Here is a 21,091-nt window from a genome sequence, read left to right as displayed (position 1 = left end):
CTCCTGCTTCAGCCTAGCCCCGCCAAGCCTCCACCATCAATCGAGAATTTCTTTGAGGATGTATTTCAGCCGCGCTTTCGTGCTCTTGGACCTGCTGTACTTCTTGCTGTATTTCCTGCCGAATTTCCGCGACGAGGTGCGCTCTTCGCGCCAGTCATCGTCCCATCCACCGCGACGGTCAGGTTGCCGTTCGCGGCGGGGCGTGGGCTCCGGCTGCGAACGAGGATCGGGTTTGGCGGTGCGGACGGGGGGATTGGGCCGCTCCGGTTGGCCCAGCACGACCGGCGCGCGCACCGTCTCGACAATGGTTTCGAGTTCACCCTTGTCGAGCCACACGCCGCCGCAGACATAGCAGCGGTCCACGCTCACTCCGTGTTGCGACAGATGTTCCATCTCGCGGGCGCAATTGGGACAGATCATACATTTACCTCCGTGGTCAGAGGCATATGGGAACGCAAAAGGCGGGCCACAACGGACCCGCCTTTCCTGCCCCTCCCCGGTCCGGGTCAGCGCACGACGTGCACCGCGCATTTCGCATGGCGCACCACGCGGGCTGCGGTGGACCCGAGGAAATAGTCCTGAACACCAGGCCTGTGCGAGGCCACGACGATACAATCAACGCCGTTTTCCGACGCGTAATCGACGATGGTATGGGCCGCATGGCCCTCGACCACCTTCACGTCGACGCCGCTTTCGCCGTTGATCTTTTCCTTCAGCGTCGCCTCGATATCCTTGAGGTTCTGGCCCATCTGCCCTTCGGGCAGGTATTGCGCAACGTATGACGGGATCTCCTCGACAACGTGCAGCGCAGTGATTTTCGCACCGTCTTCGGCGATGGCGTGGGCGATTTCGAGCGCCCCTTTGCTGTCGCGCGTTTCGTCAAATGCGATGGGGACGAGTACGTTTTTGTACATGTCTAAGACTCCTGTTTCGACAGGGCCTTATCACCCGTATGGGATCGGTGCGGCCATGACCTATGTCAAACGGCCGCACCCCTTTTTAACGGTTTCAGAACGGCAGCCCGACATAGTTCTCGGCCAGAGATGCCTGCGCCGCCTCGGACGACAACAGGTATTCCAGTTCGACGCGCTGAAGCTGCTGGTCGTAATCCGGGTGGTCGGGGAAGTTATGCAGCATCGTGGTCATCCACCAGCTGAACCTCTGCGCCTTCCACACGCGGGCGAGCGCCTTGGCGCTGTATTCGTCCAACCCGGTCGAGTCGCCGTTGAGATAATGATCTATCAGCCCGTGATAGAGATAATAAATGTCCGACGCGGCCGAGTTCAGCCCCCGCGCCCCGGTCGGCGGCACGATATGAGCCGCATCGCCTGCAAGGAACAGGTTGCCATAGCGCATCGGTTCCGCCACGAAAGACCTGAGCGGCGCGATGCTTTTCTCGATCGACGGCCCGGTTTCAAGCCGCGCAGCAACGTCTTCAGGCAGCCGCTTTTTCAGCTCGTCCCAGAACGCGTCGTCCGACCAGTCCTCGACCTTGTCGGTGAGCGGCACCTGAATGTAGTAGCGGCTGAGCGTCTGGCTCCGCATCGAACAGAGCGAAAAGCCGCGTTCGGTGGTGGAATAGATCAGTTCCGGGTTCACCGGTTTGGTCTCGGACAATACGCCCAGCCAACCAAACGGATAAATCTTTTCGTATTCGCGCAGCACGTCCGCCGGGATCGTCTTGCGGCTCACACCGTGGAACCCGTCCGCCCCGATGATGAAATCGCAATCGACACGGTACTCCTCGCCATCCTTCGTGTAGGTGAGGTACGGCGCATCGCTCTTCACGGCATGGGGCTGAACGTCCATCGCTTCGTGGATGACATTGCCGCCCATCTTTTCGCGCGCGTCATAGAGGTCGCGGGTCAGTTCGGTTTGGCCATAGACGATGACCGAGTTGCCGCCGGTGTATTTGGCAAGGTCCATGCGGTGAAGGGCGCCGTTGTCGTTGATCTCGAACCCCTCGTGAATCTCGCCTTCCGCGTCCATACGCTCGCCACATTGCGCCTCGCGCATGAGTTCGCCGAAGCCGTGTTCCAGCACGCCCGCCCGGATACGGCCCAGCACGTAGTCGCGCGTGTGCTTTTCCAGGAGCACGTTGTCGATGCCCTTCAGGTCCAGAAGCTGGCTCAGCATCAGCCCGGACGGGCCGCCGCCGATGATACCGACCTTGGTTTTCGTTGTGTTCGCCATGGGTTTCTCCTCCGAATTTTGACGATCATCGCGGAAGGCGATGGCATTTTGAATGGACCCATCGGGCGAAAACATGTACGGATCGAACATGTCCGGCATCGAGTCATACAACCTCTTCGGCGAATATGCCGACCTGCCCGACGTGGTGCATTGCGAGACGATCGAAGTGCGCTCGTCGATACACGACTGGGCGCTGAAGCCGCATCGACACGGACGCCTCCACCAGTTCCTGTTCCTCGACAGCGGCCATGCAGACGCGCGCTTCGACGCGAGCGAGATCACGCTTGGCCCGGATACGGTCGCGAATGTCCCGACGGGTTGCGTCCATTCCTACCGCTTCACGCCCGGTTCGACGGGTTGGGTCGTGACCGTGGCGAGTGAAGTGCTCGATGAATGGCTCGCCGAAGGCGAAGGTCTGCGCCCCCTCCTCTCGCGCCCTGCGCAGATTGACGGAAACGACCGGCTTCGCGCTGTCACCCGTGCGATCTTCACCGAACACGAAGGCCGCGATTTCGGGCGCGCCCACGCGCTTCGCGCGCAGGTCGCCCTGCTTGCAGGGCTTGTCGCGCGCGGCATTGCGGCGGGACGGGAGGAAGACACCGCGCCGGACAGTTCTCTCCAACGTCAGTTCGAGGCGCTTGTCGAGGCGCATTTCACCGAGCATTTCGCGGTTTCGGACTATGCCGCGCGTCTCGCCGTAACGCCCACGCATCTGTCGCGCGTCATGCGCCGCGCGACCGGACAGCCCGCCTCGGCGGTGATCGAGGAACGTATCGTGCGCGAAGCGCGGCGGAATTTGGCCTATTCGAACCTGACGGTCGCCGAGATCGCCTATGCGCTCGGGTATCAAGACCCTGCCTACTTCAGCCGCGTCTTCTCACGCGCCACCGGGCAGTCGCCTCGCGCGTTCCGGCAGCAGATCGACACCAGCGGATCGCCGCGATGACGCATTTGTAATGTTGGGGTGCATTGCGGGGGCAACATGGCGAACATATAGTGAACGTCATGGTCAAACGCACGCTCCAGGAAAAGCTCGCCATCCTCTCGGATGCCGCGAAATACGACGCCTCCTGCGCCTCGTCGGGCGGGGAACGGCGCAATTCGCGCGACGGTGGGATCGGTTCCACCACCGGGTCGGGGATCTGCCACGCCTATGCCCCGGACGGGCGCTGCATCAGCCTGCTCAAAATCCTGATGACCAACTTCTGTATCTACGACTGCGCCTATTGCGTGAACCGCGTTTCATCGAATGTGGAGCGCGCCCGCTTCACCCCGGCGGAAGTCGTGGAGCTGACGCTGGAGTTCTACCGCCGCAATTACATCGAGGGCCTTTTCCTGTCGTCGGGCATCATCAAATCACCGGACGACACCATGTCCGACATGGTCGAAATCGCGCGGTCCTTGCGCGAGGATCACGGCTTTCGCGGCTACATCCACCTCAAGACGATCCCCGACGCCGCCCCCGAACTGATCGACGCCGCAGGCCGCCACGCCGACCGTCTGTCGATCAACGTGGAACTGCCCACGGACGCCGGGGTCGAAGCCTATGCGCCCGAGAAATCGCCCGACCAGATCCGCCGTGCCATGGCCGATGTGCGCCTCCGCAAAGAGGCGTCGCGCGAGCGTTCGCATACCGGCAAACGCGCCCCGAAATTCGCGCCCGCCGGCCAGTCGACCCAGATGATCGTCGGGGCAGACGGCGCGACCGACAGCACGATCCTGCAAAGCTCGACACGGCTGTATTCCTCCTACAAGCTCAAGCGCGTCTACTATTCCGCCTTCTCACCGATCCCCGACAGTTCGGCGAAACTCCCCCTGATAAAACCGCCACTGATGCGCGAGCACCGGCTTTATCAGGCTGACTGGCTCCTCAGGTTCTACGGCTTCGATGTGGGCGAGATCGTGGCGAACCGACCGGACGGGAACCTCGATCTCAACGTCGATCCGAAACTCGCCTGGGCGCTCGCCAACCGCCACCTGTTCCCCGTGAACGTCAACCTTGCGGATCGCGAAATGCTCCTGCGCGTGCCGGGGATCGGAACACGCAGCGTGGGCCGAATCCTCGCCGCCCGCCGCCACCGGGCCCTGCGCTATGACGATCTGCGGCGGATGGGGGCGAACCTGAAATCTGCCAAAGCGTTCATCACCGCGCTCGACTGGACGCCACGAGGACTTCTGGATCAAGACAACCTCCGCGCCCGCTTCGCGCCCGAGCCGGAACAGCTGAGCCTTTTCTGATGCAGCGTGTCGATCTGCCCCGGATCGGCACCTTCGCCGCATGGCGTGATGCCGCCCGCGCCCATGCAGCGCACGGAACGCCGCCCGAGCACCTGTTGTGGGTGCGCGAGGGCGACACGTCGGCCGATCTTTTCGCGACGCCCGCTCCCCCGCCCGAAGGCGGCGAGATCACCGTCCCCAAACGCTTCGTGAGCCTCGCAAAACTCGCAGGTCACCATGCGGACCCTGAGCGTTTCGCCCTGCTCTATCGCCTGCTCACCCGGCTCGCCGCTGCGCCGCGTCTGCTCGACGACCGGGGCGATCCGCTGGTCGACCGGCTCAACCGCATGGCCAAAGAGGTCGGACGCGACCGGCACAAGATGCATGCCTTCCTTCGCTTTCGCGAAGTCGAGAGCACCGGCCGCCGCCATTTCGCGGCATGGTTCGAACCCAGTCACCCGATCCTCGAAATCGCCACGCCGTTCTTCGCAGATCGGTTCGGTGACATGAACTGGTCGATCTTCACCCCGGACATGTCGGCGCATTTCGACGGCGCCCGCGTGCGGTTCGACGACCCTGTCCCGCGACCTGATATCGGAGATGACGCGACCGAAGACCTCTGGCGCACCTATTTCCGCTCGATCTTCAATCCCGCGCGGCTGAAGACCAAGGCGATGCAGGCGGAAATGCCTAAGAAATACTGGGCCAACATGCCCGAAGCGCAGGATATCCCCGGCCTCATCGCCCGTGCCGAAACCCGTGCCCGCGAGATGGCGGAGGCAGCACCCAGCCTGCCACCCTTGCGCGCCAGCCGCATCGCGGTCCCACCGCGCCCCGAAACCGCCGATCAATTCGCTGCGGCGCTGTCCACCTGCACCCGCTGCGACCTCTGCCGTCACGCGACGCAAGCCGTTCCCGGCGAAGGGCCTGCGGATGCACGCCTCATGCTTGTCGGTGAACAGCCGGGAGATCAGGAAGACCTCGCAGGCCGCCCCTTCGTCGGCCCCGCAGGCAAACTGCTCGACCGCCACCTTGTCGAGGCCGCGATCGACCGGGACCGTGTCTATCTGACGAATGCCGTCAAACACTTCAAATTCCGGCCCCAGAACAAGCGCCGCATCCACCAGACGCCGAACCGCACCGAAGTGGAGCATTGCAGATGGTGGCTGGACCTCGAACGCGAACGGGTACAGCCCGACCTGATCGTCGCCCTGGGCAAGACCGCCGCCCTCGCCCTGACCGGGAACGGCGATGCCCTCCTGAAACGCCGGGGTCAGTTCGAGGCCACGCCTGACGGCACGCCCGTGCTCATCACCGTGCATCCGAGCTACCTCCTGCGCCTTCCCGACCCACGCCTCAAGGCCGAGGAAGCCAGGGCATTTACCGATGATCTCGCCAAGGCACGAGACCACCTCGCAGCATGAGAAAAGCGCGAAGCCTTCGCTCCGCGCCTCTTCATCGTTTCAAAAATACTTTGGGGGGTCCGGGGGGCTAGCCCCCCGGACGGTCGTCGCGGGCGTCAGCCCGCGGCGAAACCGTTCAGGCCGCGCATTCCAGAAGCAGCGTGCCAGCGGCAGTGTTCGAGATCGGGATGTGATAGTTCCGCGTGATCTCGTTGATGTTGTCGCCCAGCGCGCCCCGCATCATCATCCACATCAGGAATTCGGTGCCTTGCGCCCCGGCCTTTTCGACCAGCTCCATCCGGGTGATCTTGGTCAGCTCTTCGGGGTTCGACACGATATTGTCGAGGCAGTACTGGTCGAACTCCTTGTTGATGAAGCCCGCCCGTGCGCCGTCGAGCTGGTGAGACAGCCCGCCTGTGCCCAGGATCACGACCGTCGCGTCCTCCGGGAAGGATTGGAGCGCCTTGCCCAGCGCCTTGCCGAAGTCCAGCGCACGCGCCAGCGTCGGGATCGGGTGTTGCACGGTGTTTGCCGAGATCGGCACCGTTTTCGGCATGTCCGGGTGGTGCGGCGCACCGGGCCAGAACAGCTGCATCGGCACGACGAAACCGTGGTCCACCGCCAGTTCCTGACAGGTGGTGAGATCGAAGTGATCCGCCACCATCGATTCCGCGATGTGCCAGCTCAGCTCCGGTGCACCGGGGAACGGATCGAGCGCCGGAAGACCCCAGCCCTCGTCCTCGTTGCGATATTCGTTCGCGCAGCCGATCGCGAAGGTCGGCATCCGGTCGAGGAAGAACCCGAGACCGTGGTCGTTGTAGATGTTGATGCAATAGTCAGGCTTGTTGTCCTTGATCCACTGATGGACCTTCGGATAGCCGTCGAAGAAAGGCTTCCAATACGGGTCGTCGTAAAGCTCCTTCTGGATCGCATTGCCGACCGCCGGAATGTGGGACGTGGTGATCCCGCCAAGAATTTTCGCCATGATGGGTCCTCCCTTACGCCTGGCTCGCCAGGTATTCCTTGAATTCGTCCGTAGACTTGCCGGTTTGCAGCCCGCCCACGTCCTGCACCGACAGGCCGAAAATGCCCGCGAACTTGGCGAGGTAGTAGATGTTGCCACCTTCCGAGATCAGGCCCAGCACGTTGCGATCGCGGATCGCCTGCTTCTGGCCCTCGTTCAGGCCGTATTTCTCCATCCAGCCTTCTTCGTCAGCCTTGAAGCCTTCGCGGTTCTCGGCCTTGTTGAAATCGTAGCACATCTTGTTCAGCGCATAGCCCTTCATGGCCATCTTGCCGTCGAAGATCGTCGTGCCCGGAATGTCGATGTGGTAATCATAGCCCGGCATATCATGCATGGCCGTTCCTCCTTTTGATGTCTGAGCCTGTGTCGCACGGCGCAAGGTGCATACATTTGACCTGAATCAAGTTGCGGGGCGGTTGGACGCAGAATGAATGACGCCTGCGTAAAACTTATCGCTTGCCCATGACCCGGGCATGAAAAACCGGGCGGCGGTGCCCCGCGCCCGGCTCTTTCACTCCTCCGGCTGAAACCTCGCCCGTGTTCAGCGCGCCCAGTAAAGCCGCATCGGGTTGTCGACGAGAAGCTTTTGCTGCTCCTCGGCAGACGGCGCGATGCGCGGGATGAAATCCACGAGGTTTCCGTCGTCCGGCATATGGCTTTTCATGTTCGGATGCGGCCAGTCGGTGCCCCAGAGCACGCGGTCTGGGAACCGCTTCACCACTTCACGCGCGAACGGCACCACGTCGTCGTAATCCGGCGGCCCCTGAATCGAGAGCCGCTCCGGGCAGGTCACTTTCGACCAGATGTTGTCGTTGTCTTCCATGAGCTTCAGGAAGCGCTGAAAGTCCGGGTGGTCCACGCCCTTTTCCACGTCCGGGCGGCCCATGTGATCGACCACGATGATCCCCGGCAGGCTTTCGAGGAAGGGCACCAGTTCTTCGAGATCGGCGGCCTCGAAATACACCACGATGGACCAGCCGAAGTCCTGGATACGCTCGGCCACTTCGACGAAATGCTCGCGCGGTGTGGCGTCGACCAGCCGCTTGACGAAGTTGAACCGCACGCCGCGCACGCCGGCCTTGTCCATCTCGGCCAGTTCGTCGCGGCTGATGTCGTGGCGCACGCTGGCCACGCCGCGTGCCAGATCGCCAGCGGTGCGACAGGCATCGACCATCGCCGCGTTATCCTTACCGTGGCAAGTCGCCTGCACGATCACGTTGCGCGAAAACCCGAGGAAATCGCGAAGTTCGTAAAGCTTGTCCTTGCCCGCGTTGCAGGGCGTGTATTTCCGTTCCGGCGCGAAGGGGAATTCGGGGCTGGGGCCGAAGACGTGGCAATGGGCATCCACCGCGCCTTCGGGCAGCTTGAAATCCGGCGTCTTCGGGTTCGGGTGGAAGTCGAGCCAATCGGCGTCCTTGACTTGGGTCTCGGTCATATCAATCTCCAAACACCTCGCCGTCCATCAGCTTGCGCGCAGTGCGCAGGATGGCGGCCGAGGTCGGTGTGCCAGTGTCATCGAGCTTCGCGATGACAGTCATTTCCCCGGTGGGATGTTCGATGGAAAGGCTGCGTTCGTCGCCTTCCCCGGTTTCGGCCAAGTCGTTGGCGGGGCTTCCCTCAAGGAGACAGGCCGTCGCCACGCTCACCGCGCCCAGGACGCCGATGGTCTTGTGACAGCGATGCGGGATGAAGGTCCGCGTGCTGATCGCGCCCCCCGCTTTCGGTGCCGTGATCATGGTCATCTTCGGCACCGATTTATCCGACACGTCGCCCAAGTTCATCATTGGGCCACAGGCCAGCCGGATCGCCTCCAGCTTTTGGCGCAGCGCGTCGTTGCTCTCGAGCTCTTCCGGCGTCTCGTTCCCGGTAGTCCCCATGTCGGCCCCGCGCATCACGACGCAGGGCATCCCGTTGTCGATCATCGTGACCTCGATACCTTCGACCGTGTCGACCACGTTGCCCGTGGGCAGCAGCGCACCGCAGGACGACCCGGCGGTGTCCTTAAACTCGAGCGGAATGGCCGCCGCCGTCCCCGGCACGCCGTCAATCGCGGCCTCGCCCGTGTAATTCACCACGCCACCCGGCGTGGACACGCGCGCCACGGCCACCTGCCCGGTGTTCTCCATGAAGATCGTCACCGGGGTTTCGTCCCCCTCGGGCGCGATCAGCCCGCGCTCGATGGCGAAGGGTCCGACACCGGCGAGCATATTGCCGCAATTCTGCTTGTCCGTGACGATGGGCTGATCGACGAAAACCTGCAAGAACAGGTAGTCCACATCGACCCCCTCCCGCTCCGATTTCCGCACGACGGCCACCTTCGCGGTCAAAGGATCGGCCCCGCCCATCCCGTCGATCTGACGCACGTCCGGCGACCCCATCACGCGAAGCAGAAACGCGTCGCGCTCCGCCTCGTCCGAGGGCAAATCCGCGGCGAGAAAGAACCCGCCTTTCGACGTTCCGCCTCGCATCCACATGCAGCGTGCTGATGCCGTCATCCCTGCCCTTTCATCGTGCTCCAAATATGCCGGGGGTGCGGGGGCAGCGCCCCCGCGTCGGTCGGATTGGCGCAAGCCAATTCGAAACCGTTACACATACTTGAGACCTTTCTCCTCAAGCCGCGGGCGCATGCCGTAAATATCGAGCCCCAGTTCGCCTGCCTCGAACCTGGCGCGTTTCTCGCCCTCGTTCGCCTCACGCGCGCGCGCTTTTTCAAGCACCTCGGCGGCTTCTTCGCGGCGGACGCAGACGACACCGTCGTCATCGGCCACGATCACGTCGCCGGGGTTCACGAGAATGTCGGCACAGACGACGGGGACGTTCACACTCCCCAGCGTTTCCTTGATCGTGCCCTGGGCGCCGATGTGCTTCGACCAGACCGGGAAGTTCATCTCGGTCAGGTCGCGCACGTCGCGCACGCCGGCGTCGATGATCAGACCGCGACAGCCCCGCGCCTGTGCCGATGTGGCCAACAGGTCGCCGAAGTATCCGGCGTCCGAGGGGGAAATCGTGCCGAGAAGCAGCACGTCGCCCTCTTTCAACTGCTCAATCGCCACGTGGATCATCCAGTTGTCCATGGGCGGCGCGAGGATCGTGGTGGCAGAACCGGCGATGCGCGCGCCGGGATAGATCGGGCGCATGTAGCTATTGAGCAGCCCCTTGCGACCCTGCGCCTCGTGCACCGTGGCCACGCCGCATTCGGCGAGACCGTCGATCACGGAGGCGTCCGCGCGTTCGATGTTCTGAACGACGACGCCGGTGGTTCCGGGTTGAATGGTCATGTCCCCTCCCCTCAGTCGAGTTCGTCGACGGTGCGCGGGAAGATTGCCTCGAACCCTTCCGCGTGGGTCGCGGCTTTGCCGCCCGCCTGCCCGCCGGAGTTGCGGCGGAAGTGGTTGCCGCGGTTCTCGGCCACGTTCTCATAGAAGTGCCACAGATGCTCCTGGCCCTGCATACACTGGATCGCGGCCCATTTGCGGTCCCACACGTCCGAGATGTCGAGGAAGATGTTCGGCTTCCAGTTCATCTGCTCGGTCTGGTGGGGCTCGAACAGGTAAAGCTGCGGTGCGCCGAGCACTTTCTCGCCCGGATTGTGCCCCCAGGCCTGCGCCATCATGCGGGTTTCGAGCGCAAATTGCGTCGTGTTCATGTGGTCGGTGTTATAGGGGTCCCACTTCGAGTGGCTGAACATGAATTTCGGCTGCACCGCACGGATCACGTCGACCATCTTGTCTTTGTATTCGCGGGTGAATTCGAGCGGGTAGTCGCCCATGTCGAAGAACTGGATGTCGGCCACGCCTAGCTCTTTCGCGGCGTTCTCGGCTTCCTTGCGGCGCTCGGTTTTCACCTTGTCGAGCGTCATGCCCTCCTGCTTCCACAGCTTCGCGCTTTCGCCGCGCTCGCCGTAGGACAGGCAGACGACGGTGACGTCGTAACCCAGCTTGGCATGTTTCGCGATTGCGCCGCCGGCCCGCCAGACGAAGTCTGCGGAATGGGCGGAAATGACGAGGGCGGTTTTCTTGTCGGACATGACGTCTCTCTCCCGGGGATTAATCCTTGCCCCGCCGAACGGCAGGGTGCGCGCGCTCTCAATAGGCGCGCGGGCGGAGCGAGACCATTTGAATCCCGCGCGATTATCATAAATATTTGTTATAGTGCCGCAACAGAATGGCCAAATCGCCGAGAACCAAGGCTTTGACATGACAGTGGAATTTCCGAACCTCAGGCATCTGCGCGCCTTCATGGAAGTTGCGGATGCGAAAGGAATCTCGGCTGCGGCGCACAAGGTTCACCTCAGCCAACCCGCCGTCACGCAGGCGATTTCGGGGCTGGAACGGAAGTTCGGGGCGGTGCTGCTCGACCGCCGGTCCGAGGGGATGTTTCCGACCGAGGAGGGCGCCGTGCTGCTCAGCCGTGTCCGGCGCATGTTCGACCACCTGTCGCACGGCGCCGCGCTCGCCGTGCGGCTGACCCGGCGCGAGGGTAGCCCTGTTCCGGATTTCCACCTGCGGACCACCGCCGCACAATTGCGCGCGCTCGTGGCGATCCGCGAAGCCGGGACCTTCAGCCTGGCTGCGCGGTCTCTGGGCATTTCGCAGCCTTCGATCCATCGCGCGGCGCGGGACCTGGAAAAGCTGTCCGGGGTCGAGATGTTCACGTCCGGGCGGCGCGGCATCGAGCTGACCCCTCAGGCCGAGGGTTTAGCCCGAGCCGTGAAGCTGGCGGAGGCCGAGTTGAAGCAGGGTCTGGACGACCTGTCGCGGCTGGCGGGGCGGGATTCGACGCGCATCACGGTCGGCTCCATGCCTCTGTCGCGCACAAGCATCCTGCCCGAAGCGATAGACGCCCTGCTTGCCGAAAGCGCGGGCGTTCAGATCCGCACCATCGACGCACCTTATGCCGAGCTGCTGCGCGCTTTGCGATATGGCGAGGTCGATGTGCTGATCGGGGCGCTGCGCGAGCCGATCCCGGCGGACGACGTGGAACAGGTGCCGATGTTTCAAGACCAGCTGGCCGTCGTCGCGGGTCCGGACCATCCGCTTGCCGGCCGCACGGGGATCACGCTGGACGACACCTTGCCCTATCCCTGGATCGCACCGCCGAAGAACACGCCGGGCGGCTCGTATCTCTACCGCACGCTGGGTATCGGAGCGTTGTCGGAAACGCCGGTGCGGATCGTCTCTTCGTCGATGGTGCTGGTGCGCGGGCTTCTGGGCCGGGGCGATTACCTGACCATCCTTTCGCCCTACCAGGCGGCGGTCGAGATCGCGCATGGTGACATGGTGCGGCTCGACATCGACCTGCCCGACAGTCTGCGCCCCATCGGGTTGACCACCCGGAGCGGATGGATCCCGACGGCGACACAGGCGCGGTTCCTGGAGCTGATCCAGATCTCGGCGGAACGTCTGGATGACAACCGCCTATACCCAGAATGAATGAAGATGCAGGGCAATGAATTTCACATCCTGCCCCGCTCTACCTAAGTCCGTGTATACATGCGAACGGATCGGACATCTGCCACGCCGGTAAGCCGGCCCGACGCCATTGCCCTGATCGGCTTTGGCGAAGCTGGCGCTGCGCTGGCCGAGGGCTGGCAGGACACGGGTCAGGTCCAACGCATCTTCGCCTTTGATATCAAGGCCGCGAGCCGGGACAACGCGGTCTCGTCGGCAATGTGGGATCGCTACCGCGCCGGACACGTGATCGGCGCCGACCACATGGAGGTCGCGTTGCAGGAGGCGGATTGCGTGTTTTCCGTGGTGACAGCCGATCAGGCCGAGGCCGCTGCAATTGCCGCCGCACCGCACCTGCGCCCCGACGCGCTTTATGTCGATTGCAATTCCTGCGCACCCGCCACCAAACTGGCCGCCGCCGCCGAGATCACCCGCCATGGCGCACGATATGTCGATCTGGCGATCATGTCGCCCATTCGCCCTGACCGCCACCTGTCGCCGATGCTCGTGGCCGGGCCCCATGCGGAAGCCGCCTGTGAAACACTGGCCGGTCTGGGCATGACACCCGGCATGGCGGGTGACACGATCGGGCAGGCCGCCGCGACAAAGATGCTACGCTCGGTGATCATCAAGGGGATCGAGGCGCTGACGCTCGAAAGCCTGCTGGCCGCACGGGCCGCCGGGGTCGACGAGGCGGTCGTCGCATCGCTCGATGCGTCGATGCCGGGCTTTGATTGGGCCGCGCGTGCGGCGTATAACATGGAACGCACCACGACCCACGGCGCGCGACGCGCGGCGGAGATGCACGAGGTCGCGGCCACCGTCGAAGGTCTCGGCCTGCCCGCCCGCATGGCGCGGGCGACCGCGGCGTGGCAACAGGATATGGGCGATCTCGGTCTCGCGCCGACCGCCGATAGCAACCATATGACATATAAGGACCGGGCGGACGCAATCCGCGACGCCCGCGCTAACATCAGAACGGAGGAAACCTCATGACCAGAAAGGCGAAGGAATACGACGATATTCCCGGCACGTTCGTGTTCGACGCGGACCGCTCGCGTCAGGGCTACTGGCTCAACCAATTCTGCATTTCCCTTTCCAAGGAAGAAGGTCGGCAGGCCTTTCGGGATGATCCCGAGAAAGCCATGTCGAAATTCAAGATGACGGAAGAGCAGAAACAGGCGATCCGCGACCGCGACTGGAACCGTCTGCTCGAGCTCGGCGGAAACATTTACTACACCTCGAAACTCGGCGCCTTCGACGGCATCGTGTTCCAGGACCTCGCAGCGATGATGTCGGGCATGAGCCGTGACGACTATCGCAAGATGATGGTCGATGGCGGCCGCTCGCCCGAAGGCAACCGCTACAAATCCGAATGGGAGAAGAAATAATGGCGAAGATCACCGCAGGTATCGCATGTTCGCACGTGCCCGCGATTGGCGTCGCGATGGACCAGCACATCACCGAGCAGCCCTATTGGCAGCCGGTGTTCGAAGGGTTCGAATACAGCCGTGAGTGGAACAAGAAGAACAAGCCCGACGTGGTGTTCCTTGTCTATAACGACCACTGCACGGCATTCGATGCGAGTGTCATCCCGACTTTCGCCCTTGGTTGCGCCGCCGAGTTCACCCCCGCCGACGAAGGCTGGGGTCCGCGCCCGGTGCCGGTGGTTAAAAACCATCAGGAATTCGCCAGCCACATCGCGCAAAGCCTCGTGCTCGACGAATTCGACATCACCATCATGAACGAGATGGACGTGGACCACGGCCTGACCGTGCCGCTGTCGGTGATGTTCGGCGACAAGACACCCGAAGACGACTGGGGCACACTGGTGATCCCGCTCGCCGTGAACGTGGTGCAATACCCTGCCCCGACCGCCAACCGCTGCTACGCGCTGGGTCAGGCGATCCGCCGCGCCGTCGACAGCTGGGACGAAGACCTGAACGTCCACATCTACGGCACCGGCGGCATGTCCCACCAGCTTCAGGCGCAGCGTGCCGGGCTCATCAACGCGACCTGGGACCAGCAGTTCATGGACATCCTCGTCAATGAACCCGAAAAGGCCCGCAAGATCTCGCACGTCGAGTTCCTGCGCGAAACCGGCTCGGAAGGGATCGAAATGGTCATGTGGCTCGTCATGCGCGGGGCGCTGGACGAGAAGGTCACCGAGGTGCACAGGCATTATCACGTGCCGGCGTCGAACACCGCCGTTGGCCATCTGATTTTGGAAAACCACGCTTAAAGGGGGTCACTCATGCGAATTTGTGTCGCTGGCGCTTACGGCGCGTTCGGGATCAAGCACATGGACGCGCTGGCCAACATTCCCGAGGTCGAAGTGACCTCGGTGATGGGGCCGACGGAGGAGAAGATCAAGGCATTCGCCGAAGAGCGCGGCGTTGGCCACTGGGCGACGACGCTGGACGAATGTCTTGCCCGCGACGATGTCGATGCCGTTATCCTGTCGACCCCCACGCAGATGCACGCGGAACAGGCGATTGCCTGCATGGATGCGGGCAAGCACGTGCTGGTGGAAATCCCGATGGCCGACAGCCTCGAGGATTCCATCGCCGTGGTCGAGAAGCAGAAGGAAACCGGTCTCATCGCAATGGCTGGGCAGGTGCGCCGCTTCAACCCGTCGCACCAGTGGATCCACAACAAGATCGAGGCGGGCGAGTTGAAGGTCCAGCAGATGGACGTGCAGACCTATTTCTTCCGCCGCACGAACACCAACGCGAAGGGTGAACCCCGGAGCTGGACGGATCACCTGCTGTGGCACCACGCCTGTCACACGGTCGACCTGTTCCAGTACCAGACCGGTGAGAGCGTGTCGGAAAGCTTCGGCCTTCAGGGCCCGATGCACCCGGAGCTCGACATCGCGATGGACATGGCGATCGGCATGAAGACCCCGTCCGGTGCGATCTGCACTCTGTCGTTGTCCTTCAACAACGACGGGCCGTTCGGCACCTTCTTCCGCTACATCTGCGACAACGGCACCTACATCGCGCGCTACGACGACCTGTTCGACGGGAAAGAAAACCCGATCGACCTGGAGGGCGTGGCGGTGTCGAACAACGGGATCGAGTTGATCGACCGCGAGTTCGTCTCGGCTGTGACCGAAGGCCGTGAGCCGAACGGAGCGGTGGGCCAGGTTCTGCCCGCGATGGAAACGCTCGACGCGATCGAAAAGTCGTTCTCCTGAGAGATTGCGCTGCGGCTGCGCCGCATCGCGAGGGGCCGCGCTGACGCGCGGCCCCTTTTGCATATTTATGGCACGATGAAACAGGGATGCTGCGCCCTGCCCGCGATTCAGTCGCCCCGGATCAGGATGGCGCGGAAATCGTTCACGTTGGTGCCGGTCGGTCCGGGTGTGAACAGGGCCTCCACCGCCTCGAAGGCCGAATAGGCGTCGTTCATGGCCAGCATCTGCGCCGGGTCCACCCCCGCCTCGCGCATGGCGGCGGCGGTGTCGGTGTCGGCATAGGCCCCCGCATTGTCTTCGGAGCCGTCGATCCCGTCGGTGTCGGCGGCCAGGGCCGCGATGCCGGGCACGCCGTCGATGTCCTTTGCGAAGGACAGAAGGAACTCGGTGTTGCGCCCTCCGCGTCCGTCGCCCTTAAGCGTCACGGTGGTTTCACCTCCCGAGAGGATGACCACCGGCGCTTCGAACGGGCGGTTACGCGCCACGACTTCGCGCGCGATGGCGGCGTGGACCCGAGCGACGTCGCGCGCCTCGCCCTCGATCGCATCCGACAGGATCACCGCTGGCCAACCCTGATCGCGGGCGCGTTCCGCCGCAGCCTCGAGCGAGCGCGAGGCAGAGGCAATGACCTTGACCTCGTTTTTCGCGAAGACCTCGTCGTCCGGCATGGGCGGGGTGGCGGCCTCGATCGCAGCTACGATCCGGTCGGGGACGTCGATGTTCCAATCGCGAAGGGCCGCGAGGGCGTTACGCGACCCGGAGGGCCCGGGAACGGTGGGGCCTGACGCGACCTCGGCCGGGTCGTCACCGGGAACGTCCGAAACGATCAGCGAGACCACCCGCGCCGGGTGCGCCAGTGCGGCAAGCCGACCGCCCTTGGTTTCGGAGAAGCATTTTCGGATCGCGTTCATCGCAGAGATCGGGGCGCCGGACGCCAGAAGCGCCGCGTTCAGGGCCTGTTCGTCCTCAAGCGAGAAACCGTCGGGCGGCGACGGCAGAAGCGCGGAACCGCCGCCGGTCACGAGCGCGATCACGAGATCATCCGGCGTCAGACCAGTCACCGCATCCATGAGCGCGCGTGCGCCCTCCTCGCCTGCGGCGTCCGGCACCGGGTGCGCGGCTTCGATCACGCGGATCGTGTCGGTCTTGGCCCCGTAGCCATAGCGCGTGACGACGACGCCGGAATACGGGGCTTCCCATATGGATTCGAACGCAAGAGCGAGCTGGGCCGCGCCCTTGCCAGCCCCGATCACCACGGTCCTTCCTTTGGGCGGCGCGGGCAAGTTCGGCCCCAGGGCCCGCGCAGGATCGGCCGCCGCGATTGCGGCGTCGAATAATCCTGTCAGAAAGGTGCGGTCATCTATCGACATGAAGCGCCAAGCCGTTAGGTGATTGATGACAAACCATTCTTCTGGTGGTTTTCCACCATTTGCCATGCTGGCCACGGTTCGTAAATTGGGCAGGCCTTCGCGGCGGCCGGTCTTGTGAGTGGTTCGATCGAAAGTTCGCGAATTCGAGTGCCTCGGTATCCGGTTGTCCAATCTTCTGATCTTCGGTCACGCAACACCCTTTATCAGTTGAGTTTTTAAGCCGGAGCCGAGGCGCTCACATAACTTCCAAGCCGATCATTCCTTGACGTAGGGCTTGCCGTCCGCGGCTGGCGGGCGGGAGCGTCCGACCAGACCGGCGACGACGATGATCGTCGCGATATAAGGTGCCATGGCGAGGAATTCGGAAGGAATCGGTGTGTTCAGGAGCGCGAGTTTCTGCTGGATCGAATCCGCGAAGCCGAAGATGAGCGCCGCCGACAATGCGCCGACCGGATGCCAGCGCCCGAAGATCATCGCGGCAAGGCCGATATAGCCCCGACCGTTGGTCATATTTTCCTCGAACCGCCCCACGTTGCCGAGCGTGAAGAACGCACCGCCGAACCCGGCGATCATTCCCGCGATCGTGACATGCACGTAGCGGGTGACATAGACATCGACGCCCAGCGTATCGGCGGCGCGGGGATGCTCTCCCACGGCCCGCGCGCGCAGCCCGTTCCTGGTATGGAACAGATAATAGGTCGCGATACCGACGAGGATGAAAGCCCCGTAGACGAACAGGTTCTGGTCGAACAGCATCGGGCCGATCACGGGGATGTCGGAGAGCAGCGGGATTTCCCAGGCGCGGAAAACCTTGGCGTTGTTGAGGAAGCGGTATTCAGCGAAGACCTGGCTCGAGACATACGAGGTCACGCCGAGCACGAAGAGATTGATGACCACGCCCGCGATGATCTGATCCATGCGGAAGGTCACGACCAGCGTCGCAAGAAGAAGGCCGAAACAACCGCCCACGAGGATCGCGGCGACGAGCCCGATCCAGCCGCCCAGGAGCGACCCGATCAGGGCGCCCGCGAAGGCGCCTGCCAGCAGCATCCCCTCGATGGCGATGTTCACCACCGCCACGCGTTCGGACATGACGCCCGCCAGACCGCCCAGCGCGATCGGCACCGAGGCGAGCACGGCGGCCTGAAGCATGGAGGTCAGGTTGAACGCCTTGCCCGCCGTGGCCCAGACGAGGAACGCCATGACCAGAAGGAGCAGGCCGAATCCAAGCGAGAGCGATGTCCAGCGCGCCCCGCCCCGAAGCAACTGGCGCACACCGAGGAACGCGAGCAGCGCGGCGCAGACCATGTTGAACGCACCCGGCACCACGAGGTCCGGGATCTGGATCGCATCGCGGCGGGTGGTAAGCCGGAAGGTCGCGCTTTCACCCGGCACGACGTCGAGCACGAACAGAACAAGAAGCGCGAGGGCGATCAGGATGCCGCCCATGATCCGGGCCTTGCGCGAGGCTGCGCTGTCGAGCTTTTCGGCCTGCGTTTGGGTCGCGGTCATATCGGTCATGCCGCGTCCTCCTTCCTGCCGTTGCGCCGGAAGCCCCACGGGAAGATCGCGCGCACCAGAAGCGGTGCGGCGATGAACACGATGATCAGCGCCTGAATGATCCCGATGAGGTCGATGGACACGCCGGCGGCCACCTGCATCTGTCTCCCCCCTGCTTCAAGCCCGCCAAAGAGAATGCCTGCGAACAGGATGCCGACCGGGTGCGAGCGGCCGAGAAGCGCAACCGCGATGGCATCGAACCCGATACCCGCCGAGAACCCCGGTGAGGCGCGGCCCAGAACGCCGGTAATCTGCGAGGCCCCGGCCAGACCGGCAAGACCGCCTGCCGTGGCCATGGCCAGGACGATGACGAAGCTGGCTTTCATCCCCGCATAGTTCGCCGCCGACGGGTTTTCGCCGGACGCGCGGAAGGCGAAGCCGATTTTCGAGCGGAACAGCAGCCACCAGATGAATGCCACCGCGATCAGCATGACGAAAAGGCCCGCATGAAGCCGAAGGTTCGGATTGATCCAGTCCAGAAGCTGCGGAAGTTGCGCACTGTCCGGCACCGATTTGGAAATCGGGTCCGAGCGGCCTTCGCGCTGTAGCCATGGCTGACGCAGGAGCCAATTCAGCAGTTCGAAGGAGATGAGATTGAGCATGATGGTCGAAATCACCTCATGCGCGCCGGTCGTGGCCTTCAGGATGCCAGCGATGGCTGCGTAGCCGGCGCCCACCGCAATCCCGATCAGGAGTGTGAGCGGCAGGTGAATGACGATCGGCAGGAAATCGAGCGAAAAGCCCGCGATGACGGCGGCCAGACCGCCCATGACAAGCTGACCTTCGGCCCCGATGTTGAAAAGACCTGCGCGGAAGCCAAGACCAAGGCCCAGCCCGGCAAGCACGAGGGGGATCGCGGCGGTCAGCGTTTCGGACCAAGCGTTCAGTGACCCGACCGAGCCGATGGCAAGCGCCGCGAAACTGCGCCCGATTGTGGGAATGTCCACCGCTGTTGCCAGCATGATGAGCGCGCCGAACACCAGCGCCACGACAACGGCGAACAATGGCACGATGACGAGGTCTTCGAAATCGTCGCGCCCGTGCGTGGTGCGCGCCATCAGGCTGCGCATGCGTTCATTCACACCCTTGAGATCATCATGCTCGGTCATGCCGCATCCCCTTCGCCCGTCGCCGCATCGCCATTGTGTGCGCCCGCCATGGCAAGACCCACGGCATTGCGGTCGGCCTTGCCGCCTGTGTTGTCGAACTCGGCGACGATGCGCCCGTCGTACATCACGTAAATCCGGTCCGAGAGGCCAAGCACTTCGTCCAGTTCAGACGACACGATCAAGACCCCGTCGCCCTCGTCGCGCGCTTGGATCAGGCGTTCATGGATATATTCAATGGAGCCGACATCGACCCCGCGCGTGGGTTGACTGGCAATCACCAGTTTGGTCTCGCGTTCCAACTCGCGTGCGACGACCATTTTCTGTTGGTTGCCGCCGGAAAGCGACCCGCCGGGCAGGTAGACCGATGGCGTACGCACGTCGAATTCAACGCAATAGCGCGCCGATGTTTCCGCCACCTTGTTCCAGTCGATGGCCCAGCCGCGCGAGTATTCGGGCGCGTAGTAATTGTTCAGCACCATGTTTTCCGCGATGGTGAAACTGTCCACCATGCCGGATTTGTGCCGGTCTTCGGGAATGTGGGCCATGCCCATCTTGTGACGTTCACGCACCGAGGCCGTGGTGATGTCGGTTCCGTCGAAGATGATTTTCCCAGAAGCCACACGTTCCAGCCCGGTGAGCGCTTCGACCAGTTCGGTCTGTCCGTTGCCTTGCACCCCTGCCACGCCGACCACTTCGCCCGACCGGACCGACATGGAGACGCGCTCCAGCACGATCTCGTCCGTTTCGTCCAGCATGGACACATTCTGCATCTCGATCATCGTGCGGCCCGGCTTGGCAGGCTCCTTGTCGGTGGTAAAGCTCACCGGGCGACCCACCATCATCTCGGCCAGATCGGCTTCGGTCAGTGTCTTTGGGTCGCCTTCGCCAGTGATCCTGCCTTGCCGAAGCACGCTGACGCGGTCGGAAATCTCCAAAATCTCGTGCAGCTTATGTGTAATGAAAACAATGGCTTTCCCGGCTTCCTTCAACGTATTTACGATGCCGAAAAATTCGCGCACTTCCTGCGGCGTGAGCACTGCGGTCGGCTCGTCGAGGATGAGCACGTCGGCGGAGCGGAACAGAACCTTGAGGATCTCGACCCGCTGCTGGATGCCGACGGGGAGTTCCTCGATCAATTCGTCAGGGGGGACGTGCAGGCCGTATTTCTCGTTGATCTCTTCGACCTGGCGGCGCGCGCGGCGCATGTCGAGATAGCCCATCTTGCCGGTGGGCTCGACGCCGAGCACCACGTTTTCGGCAACGGTGAAGACCGGGACGAGCATGAAATGCTGGTGCACCATGCCGATGCCCGCTTCGATCCCGTCGCCCGGCCCGTCGAATTCGACCTTCTTGCCGTCGATCAGGATCTCGCCCTCGTCGGGCGTGTAGAGCCCCGAGAGCATGTTCATCATGGTGGATTTGCCGGCGCCGTTTTCGCCCAGAAGCCCAAGCACCTCACCGCCCCGGATCGTGAGGTTCACGTTGTCGTTGGCGACAACGGAGCCAAAACGCTTGGTGATCCCGCGCAGTTCGACGTCCATGCTGCTCTCCCACCTCGAGCCGATT

21 protein-coding genes are annotated in these 21,091 nt (G+C 63.2%); 8 read left to right on the top strand and 13 right to left on the bottom strand.

Annotated features, from left to right (window positions below):
• Nucleotides 1–36 precede the first annotated feature (36 nt).
• From KJP28_RS04300 to pobA, 3 genes are all read right to left on the bottom strand, one after another.
• Entirely contained in the window at nt 37–420 is a 384-nt protein-coding gene (locus tag KJP28_RS04300; protein WP_218390984.1) for a TFIIB-type zinc ribbon-containing protein, read from the bottom strand.
• 86 nt (nt 421–506) lie between these two features.
• A complete protein-coding gene (locus tag KJP28_RS04295; protein ID WP_218390983.1) occupies nt 507–914 on the bottom strand; it encodes a universal stress protein in 408 nt (135 codons plus the stop codon).
• 94 nt (nt 915–1,008) lie between these two features.
• On the bottom strand, nt 1,009–2,193 hold the full coding sequence (gene pobA, locus KJP28_RS04290) for a 4-hydroxybenzoate 3-monooxygenase (protein ID WP_218390982.1): 1,185 nt from the start codon (nt 2,191–2,193) through the stop codon (nt 1,009–1,011).
• 73 nt (nt 2,194–2,266) lie between these two features.
• On the opposite strand from pobA, the gene KJP28_RS04285 reads away from it, so the two are divergent.
• From KJP28_RS04285 to KJP28_RS04275, 3 genes are read left to right on the top strand one after another with little or no spacing between them, the layout of a single operon-like run.
• Nucleotides 2,267–3,139, top strand: coding sequence for a helix-turn-helix domain-containing protein (locus tag KJP28_RS04285; RefSeq protein WP_255552170.1), 873 nt, complete (start codon nt 2,267–2,269; stop codon nt 3,137–3,139).
• Nucleotides 3,140–3,198: 59 nt separating this feature from the next.
• Nucleotides 3,199–4,431 (top strand): putative DNA modification/repair radical SAM protein, encoded by a 1,233-nt coding sequence (locus KJP28_RS04280; RefSeq protein ID WP_218390981.1) that lies wholly within the window; start codon nt 3,199–3,201, stop codon nt 4,429–4,431.
• A complete protein-coding gene (locus KJP28_RS04275) occupies nt 4,431–5,834 on the top strand; it encodes a UdgX family uracil-DNA binding protein (RefSeq protein ID WP_218390980.1) in 1,404 nt (467 codons plus the stop codon). The genes KJP28_RS04280 and KJP28_RS04275 overlap by 1 nt, the downstream gene beginning before the upstream one ends.
• A gap of 115 nt (nt 5,835–5,949) precedes the next feature.
• Here KJP28_RS04275 and KJP28_RS04270 read toward each other — a convergent pair whose 3' ends face one another.
• The 6 genes from KJP28_RS04270 to KJP28_RS04245 form a co-directional block, all read right to left on the bottom strand.
• Nucleotides 5,950–6,798 carry a class III extradiol dioxygenase family protein gene (locus KJP28_RS04270; RefSeq protein ID WP_218390979.1) on the bottom strand — a complete coding sequence of 283 codons (849 nt, stop codon included), beginning with the start codon at nt 6,796–6,798 and terminating at the stop codon, nt 5,950–5,952.
• Nucleotides 6,799–6,811: 13 nt separating this feature from the next.
• On the bottom strand, nt 6,812–7,171 hold the full coding sequence (locus KJP28_RS04265; protein ID WP_218390978.1) for a protocatechuate 4,5-dioxygenase subunit alpha: 360 nt from the start codon (nt 7,169–7,171) through the stop codon (nt 6,812–6,814).
• 207 nt (nt 7,172–7,378) lie between these two features.
• Nucleotides 7,379–8,272: an amidohydrolase family protein gene (locus KJP28_RS04260; protein WP_218390977.1), complete on the bottom strand. Its 894-nt coding sequence runs from the start codon at nt 8,270–8,272 to the stop codon at nt 7,379–7,381.
• Nucleotide 8,273: 1 nt separating this feature from the next.
• Nucleotides 8,274–9,332 carry a 4-oxalomesaconate tautomerase gene (locus KJP28_RS04255; protein ID WP_218390976.1) on the bottom strand — a complete coding sequence of 353 codons (1,059 nt, stop codon included), beginning with the start codon at nt 9,330–9,332 and terminating at the stop codon, nt 8,274–8,276.
• 90 nt (nt 9,333–9,422) lie between these two features.
• On the bottom strand, nt 9,423–10,115 hold the full coding sequence (gene ligK, locus KJP28_RS04250) for a 4-carboxy-4-hydroxy-2-oxoadipate aldolase/oxaloacetate decarboxylase (protein WP_218390975.1): 693 nt from the start codon (nt 10,113–10,115) through the stop codon (nt 9,423–9,425).
• A gap of 11 nt (nt 10,116–10,126) precedes the next feature.
• Complete coding sequence (locus tag KJP28_RS04245; protein ID WP_218390974.1) at nt 10,127–10,864, bottom strand: PIG-L deacetylase family protein; 738 nt, start codon at nt 10,862–10,864, stop codon at nt 10,127–10,129.
• A gap of 169 nt (nt 10,865–11,033) precedes the next feature.
• Between KJP28_RS04245 and KJP28_RS04240 the strand changes: the two genes are divergently transcribed.
• The 5 genes from KJP28_RS04240 to KJP28_RS04220 are packed head-to-tail and all read left to right on the top strand — an operon-like array spanning nt 11,034 to nt 15,486.
• Nucleotides 11,034–12,269 (top strand): LysR family transcriptional regulator, encoded by a 1,236-nt coding sequence (locus KJP28_RS04240; RefSeq protein ID WP_218390973.1) that lies wholly within the window; start codon nt 11,034–11,036, stop codon nt 12,267–12,269.
• 60 nt (nt 12,270–12,329) lie between these two features.
• Nucleotides 12,330–13,283: an NAD(P)-dependent oxidoreductase gene (locus KJP28_RS04235; RefSeq protein ID WP_218390972.1), complete on the top strand. Its 954-nt coding sequence runs from the start codon at nt 12,330–12,332 to the stop codon at nt 13,281–13,283.
• Nucleotides 13,280–13,678, top strand: a complete 399-nt coding sequence (gene ligA / locus KJP28_RS04230) for a protocatechuate 4,5-dioxygenase subunit alpha (RefSeq protein ID WP_218390971.1) — start codon at nt 13,280–13,282, stop codon at nt 13,676–13,678. The genes KJP28_RS04235 and ligA overlap by 4 nt, the downstream gene beginning before the upstream one ends.
• The gene (locus KJP28_RS04225; protein WP_218390970.1) at nt 13,678–14,529 is read left to right on the top strand and encodes a class III extradiol dioxygenase subunit beta; all 852 of its coding nucleotides are present in this window, start codon (nt 13,678–13,680) and stop codon (nt 14,527–14,529) included. The genes ligA and KJP28_RS04225 overlap by 1 nt, the downstream gene beginning before the upstream one ends.
• A 12-nt stretch (nt 14,530–14,541) precedes the next feature.
• Complete coding sequence (locus tag KJP28_RS04220; protein ID WP_218390969.1) at nt 14,542–15,486, top strand: Gfo/Idh/MocA family oxidoreductase; 945 nt, start codon at nt 14,542–14,544, stop codon at nt 15,484–15,486.
• 107 nt (nt 15,487–15,593) lie between these two features.
• Here the strand turns inward: KJP28_RS04220 and KJP28_RS04215 are convergent, their stop codons facing one another.
• The 4 genes from KJP28_RS04215 to KJP28_RS04200 form a co-directional block, all read right to left on the bottom strand.
• On the bottom strand, nt 15,594–16,856 hold the full coding sequence (locus KJP28_RS04215; RefSeq protein ID WP_218390968.1) for a glycerate kinase type-2 family protein: 1,263 nt from the start codon (nt 16,854–16,856) through the stop codon (nt 15,594–15,596).
• Between the two features lie 255 nt (nt 16,857–17,111).
• Nucleotides 17,112–18,377, bottom strand: coding sequence for an ABC transporter permease (locus tag KJP28_RS04210; protein WP_218390967.1), 1,266 nt, complete (start codon nt 18,375–18,377; stop codon nt 17,112–17,114).
• Nucleotides 18,374–19,525, bottom strand: coding sequence for an ABC transporter permease (locus KJP28_RS04205; protein WP_218390966.1), 1,152 nt, complete (start codon nt 19,523–19,525; stop codon nt 18,374–18,376). The genes KJP28_RS04210 and KJP28_RS04205 overlap by 4 nt, the downstream gene beginning before the upstream one ends.
• Nucleotides 19,522–21,066 carry an ABC transporter ATP-binding protein gene (locus tag KJP28_RS04200; RefSeq protein WP_218390965.1) on the bottom strand — a complete coding sequence of 515 codons (1,545 nt, stop codon included), beginning with the start codon at nt 21,064–21,066 and terminating at the stop codon, nt 19,522–19,524. The genes KJP28_RS04205 and KJP28_RS04200 overlap by 4 nt, the downstream gene beginning before the upstream one ends.
• Nucleotides 21,067–21,091: the final 25 nt, after the last annotated feature.

Origin of the sequence: Maritimibacter dapengensis, assembly GCF_019218265.1 — a bacterium.
Classification (GTDB): domain Bacteria; phylum Pseudomonadota; class Alphaproteobacteria; order Rhodobacterales; family Rhodobacteraceae; genus Maritimibacter; species Maritimibacter dapengensis.
This window is presented reverse-complemented; position numbering and strand designations above follow the sequence as displayed.

Coding starts and splice junctions, on each gene's coding strand:
- KJP28_RS04285 (WP_255552170.1), top strand. CDS start 2,267: ATGTACGGATCGAACATGTCCGGCATCGAGTCATACAACCTCTTCGGC.
- KJP28_RS04270 (WP_218390979.1), bottom strand. CDS start 6,798: ATGGCGAAAATTCTTGGCGGGATCACCACGTCCCACATTCCGGCGGTC.
- KJP28_RS04235 (WP_218390972.1), top strand. CDS start 12,330: ATGCGAACGGATCGGACATCTGCCACGCCGGTAAGCCGGCCCGACGCC.
- KJP28_RS04260 (WP_218390977.1), bottom strand. CDS start 8,272: ATGACCGAGACCCAAGTCAAGGACGCCGATTGGCTCGACTTCCACCCG.
- KJP28_RS04245 (WP_218390974.1), bottom strand. CDS start 10,864: ATGTCCGACAAGAAAACCGCCCTCGTCATTTCCGCCCATTCCGCAGAC.
- KJP28_RS04205 (WP_218390966.1), bottom strand. CDS start 19,525: ATGACCGAGCATGATGATCTCAAGGGTGTGAATGAACGCATGCGCAGC.
- KJP28_RS04280 (WP_218390981.1), top strand. CDS start 3,199: ATGGTCAAACGCACGCTCCAGGAAAAGCTCGCCATCCTCTCGGATGCC.
- KJP28_RS04200 (WP_218390965.1), bottom strand. CDS start 21,066: ATGGACGTCGAACTGCGCGGGATCACCAAGCGTTTTGGCTCCGTTGTC.
- KJP28_RS04275 (WP_218390980.1), top strand. CDS start 4,431: ATGCAGCGTGTCGATCTGCCCCGGATCGGCACCTTCGCCGCATGGCGT.
- ligK (WP_218390975.1), bottom strand. CDS start 10,115: ATGACCATTCAACCCGGAACCACCGGCGTCGTCGTTCAGAACATCGAA.
- KJP28_RS04225 (WP_218390970.1), top strand. CDS start 13,678: ATGGCGAAGATCACCGCAGGTATCGCATGTTCGCACGTGCCCGCGATT.
- KJP28_RS04210 (WP_218390967.1), bottom strand. CDS start 18,377: ATGACCGATATGACCGCGACCCAAACGCAGGCCGAAAAGCTCGACAGC.
- KJP28_RS04295 (WP_218390983.1), bottom strand. CDS start 914: ATGTACAAAAACGTACTCGTCCCCATCGCATTTGACGAAACGCGCGAC.
- KJP28_RS04265 (WP_218390978.1), bottom strand. CDS start 7,171: ATGCATGATATGCCGGGCTATGATTACCACATCGACATTCCGGGCACG.
- pobA (WP_218390982.1), bottom strand. CDS start 2,193: ATGGCGAACACAACGAAAACCAAGGTCGGTATCATCGGCGGCGGCCCG.
- KJP28_RS04215 (WP_218390968.1), bottom strand. CDS start 16,856: ATGTCGATAGATGACCGCACCTTTCTGACAGGATTATTCGACGCCGCA.
- KJP28_RS04220 (WP_218390969.1), top strand. CDS start 14,542: ATGCGAATTTGTGTCGCTGGCGCTTACGGCGCGTTCGGGATCAAGCAC.
- KJP28_RS04240 (WP_218390973.1), top strand. CDS start 11,034: ATGACAGTGGAATTTCCGAACCTCAGGCATCTGCGCGCCTTCATGGAA.
- ligA (WP_218390971.1), top strand. CDS start 13,280: ATGACCAGAAAGGCGAAGGAATACGACGATATTCCCGGCACGTTCGTG.
- KJP28_RS04300 (WP_218390984.1), bottom strand. CDS start 420: ATGATCTGTCCCAATTGCGCCCGCGAGATGGAACATCTGTCGCAACAC.
- KJP28_RS04255 (WP_218390976.1), bottom strand. CDS start 9,332: ATGACGGCATCAGCACGCTGCATGTGGATGCGAGGCGGAACGTCGAAA.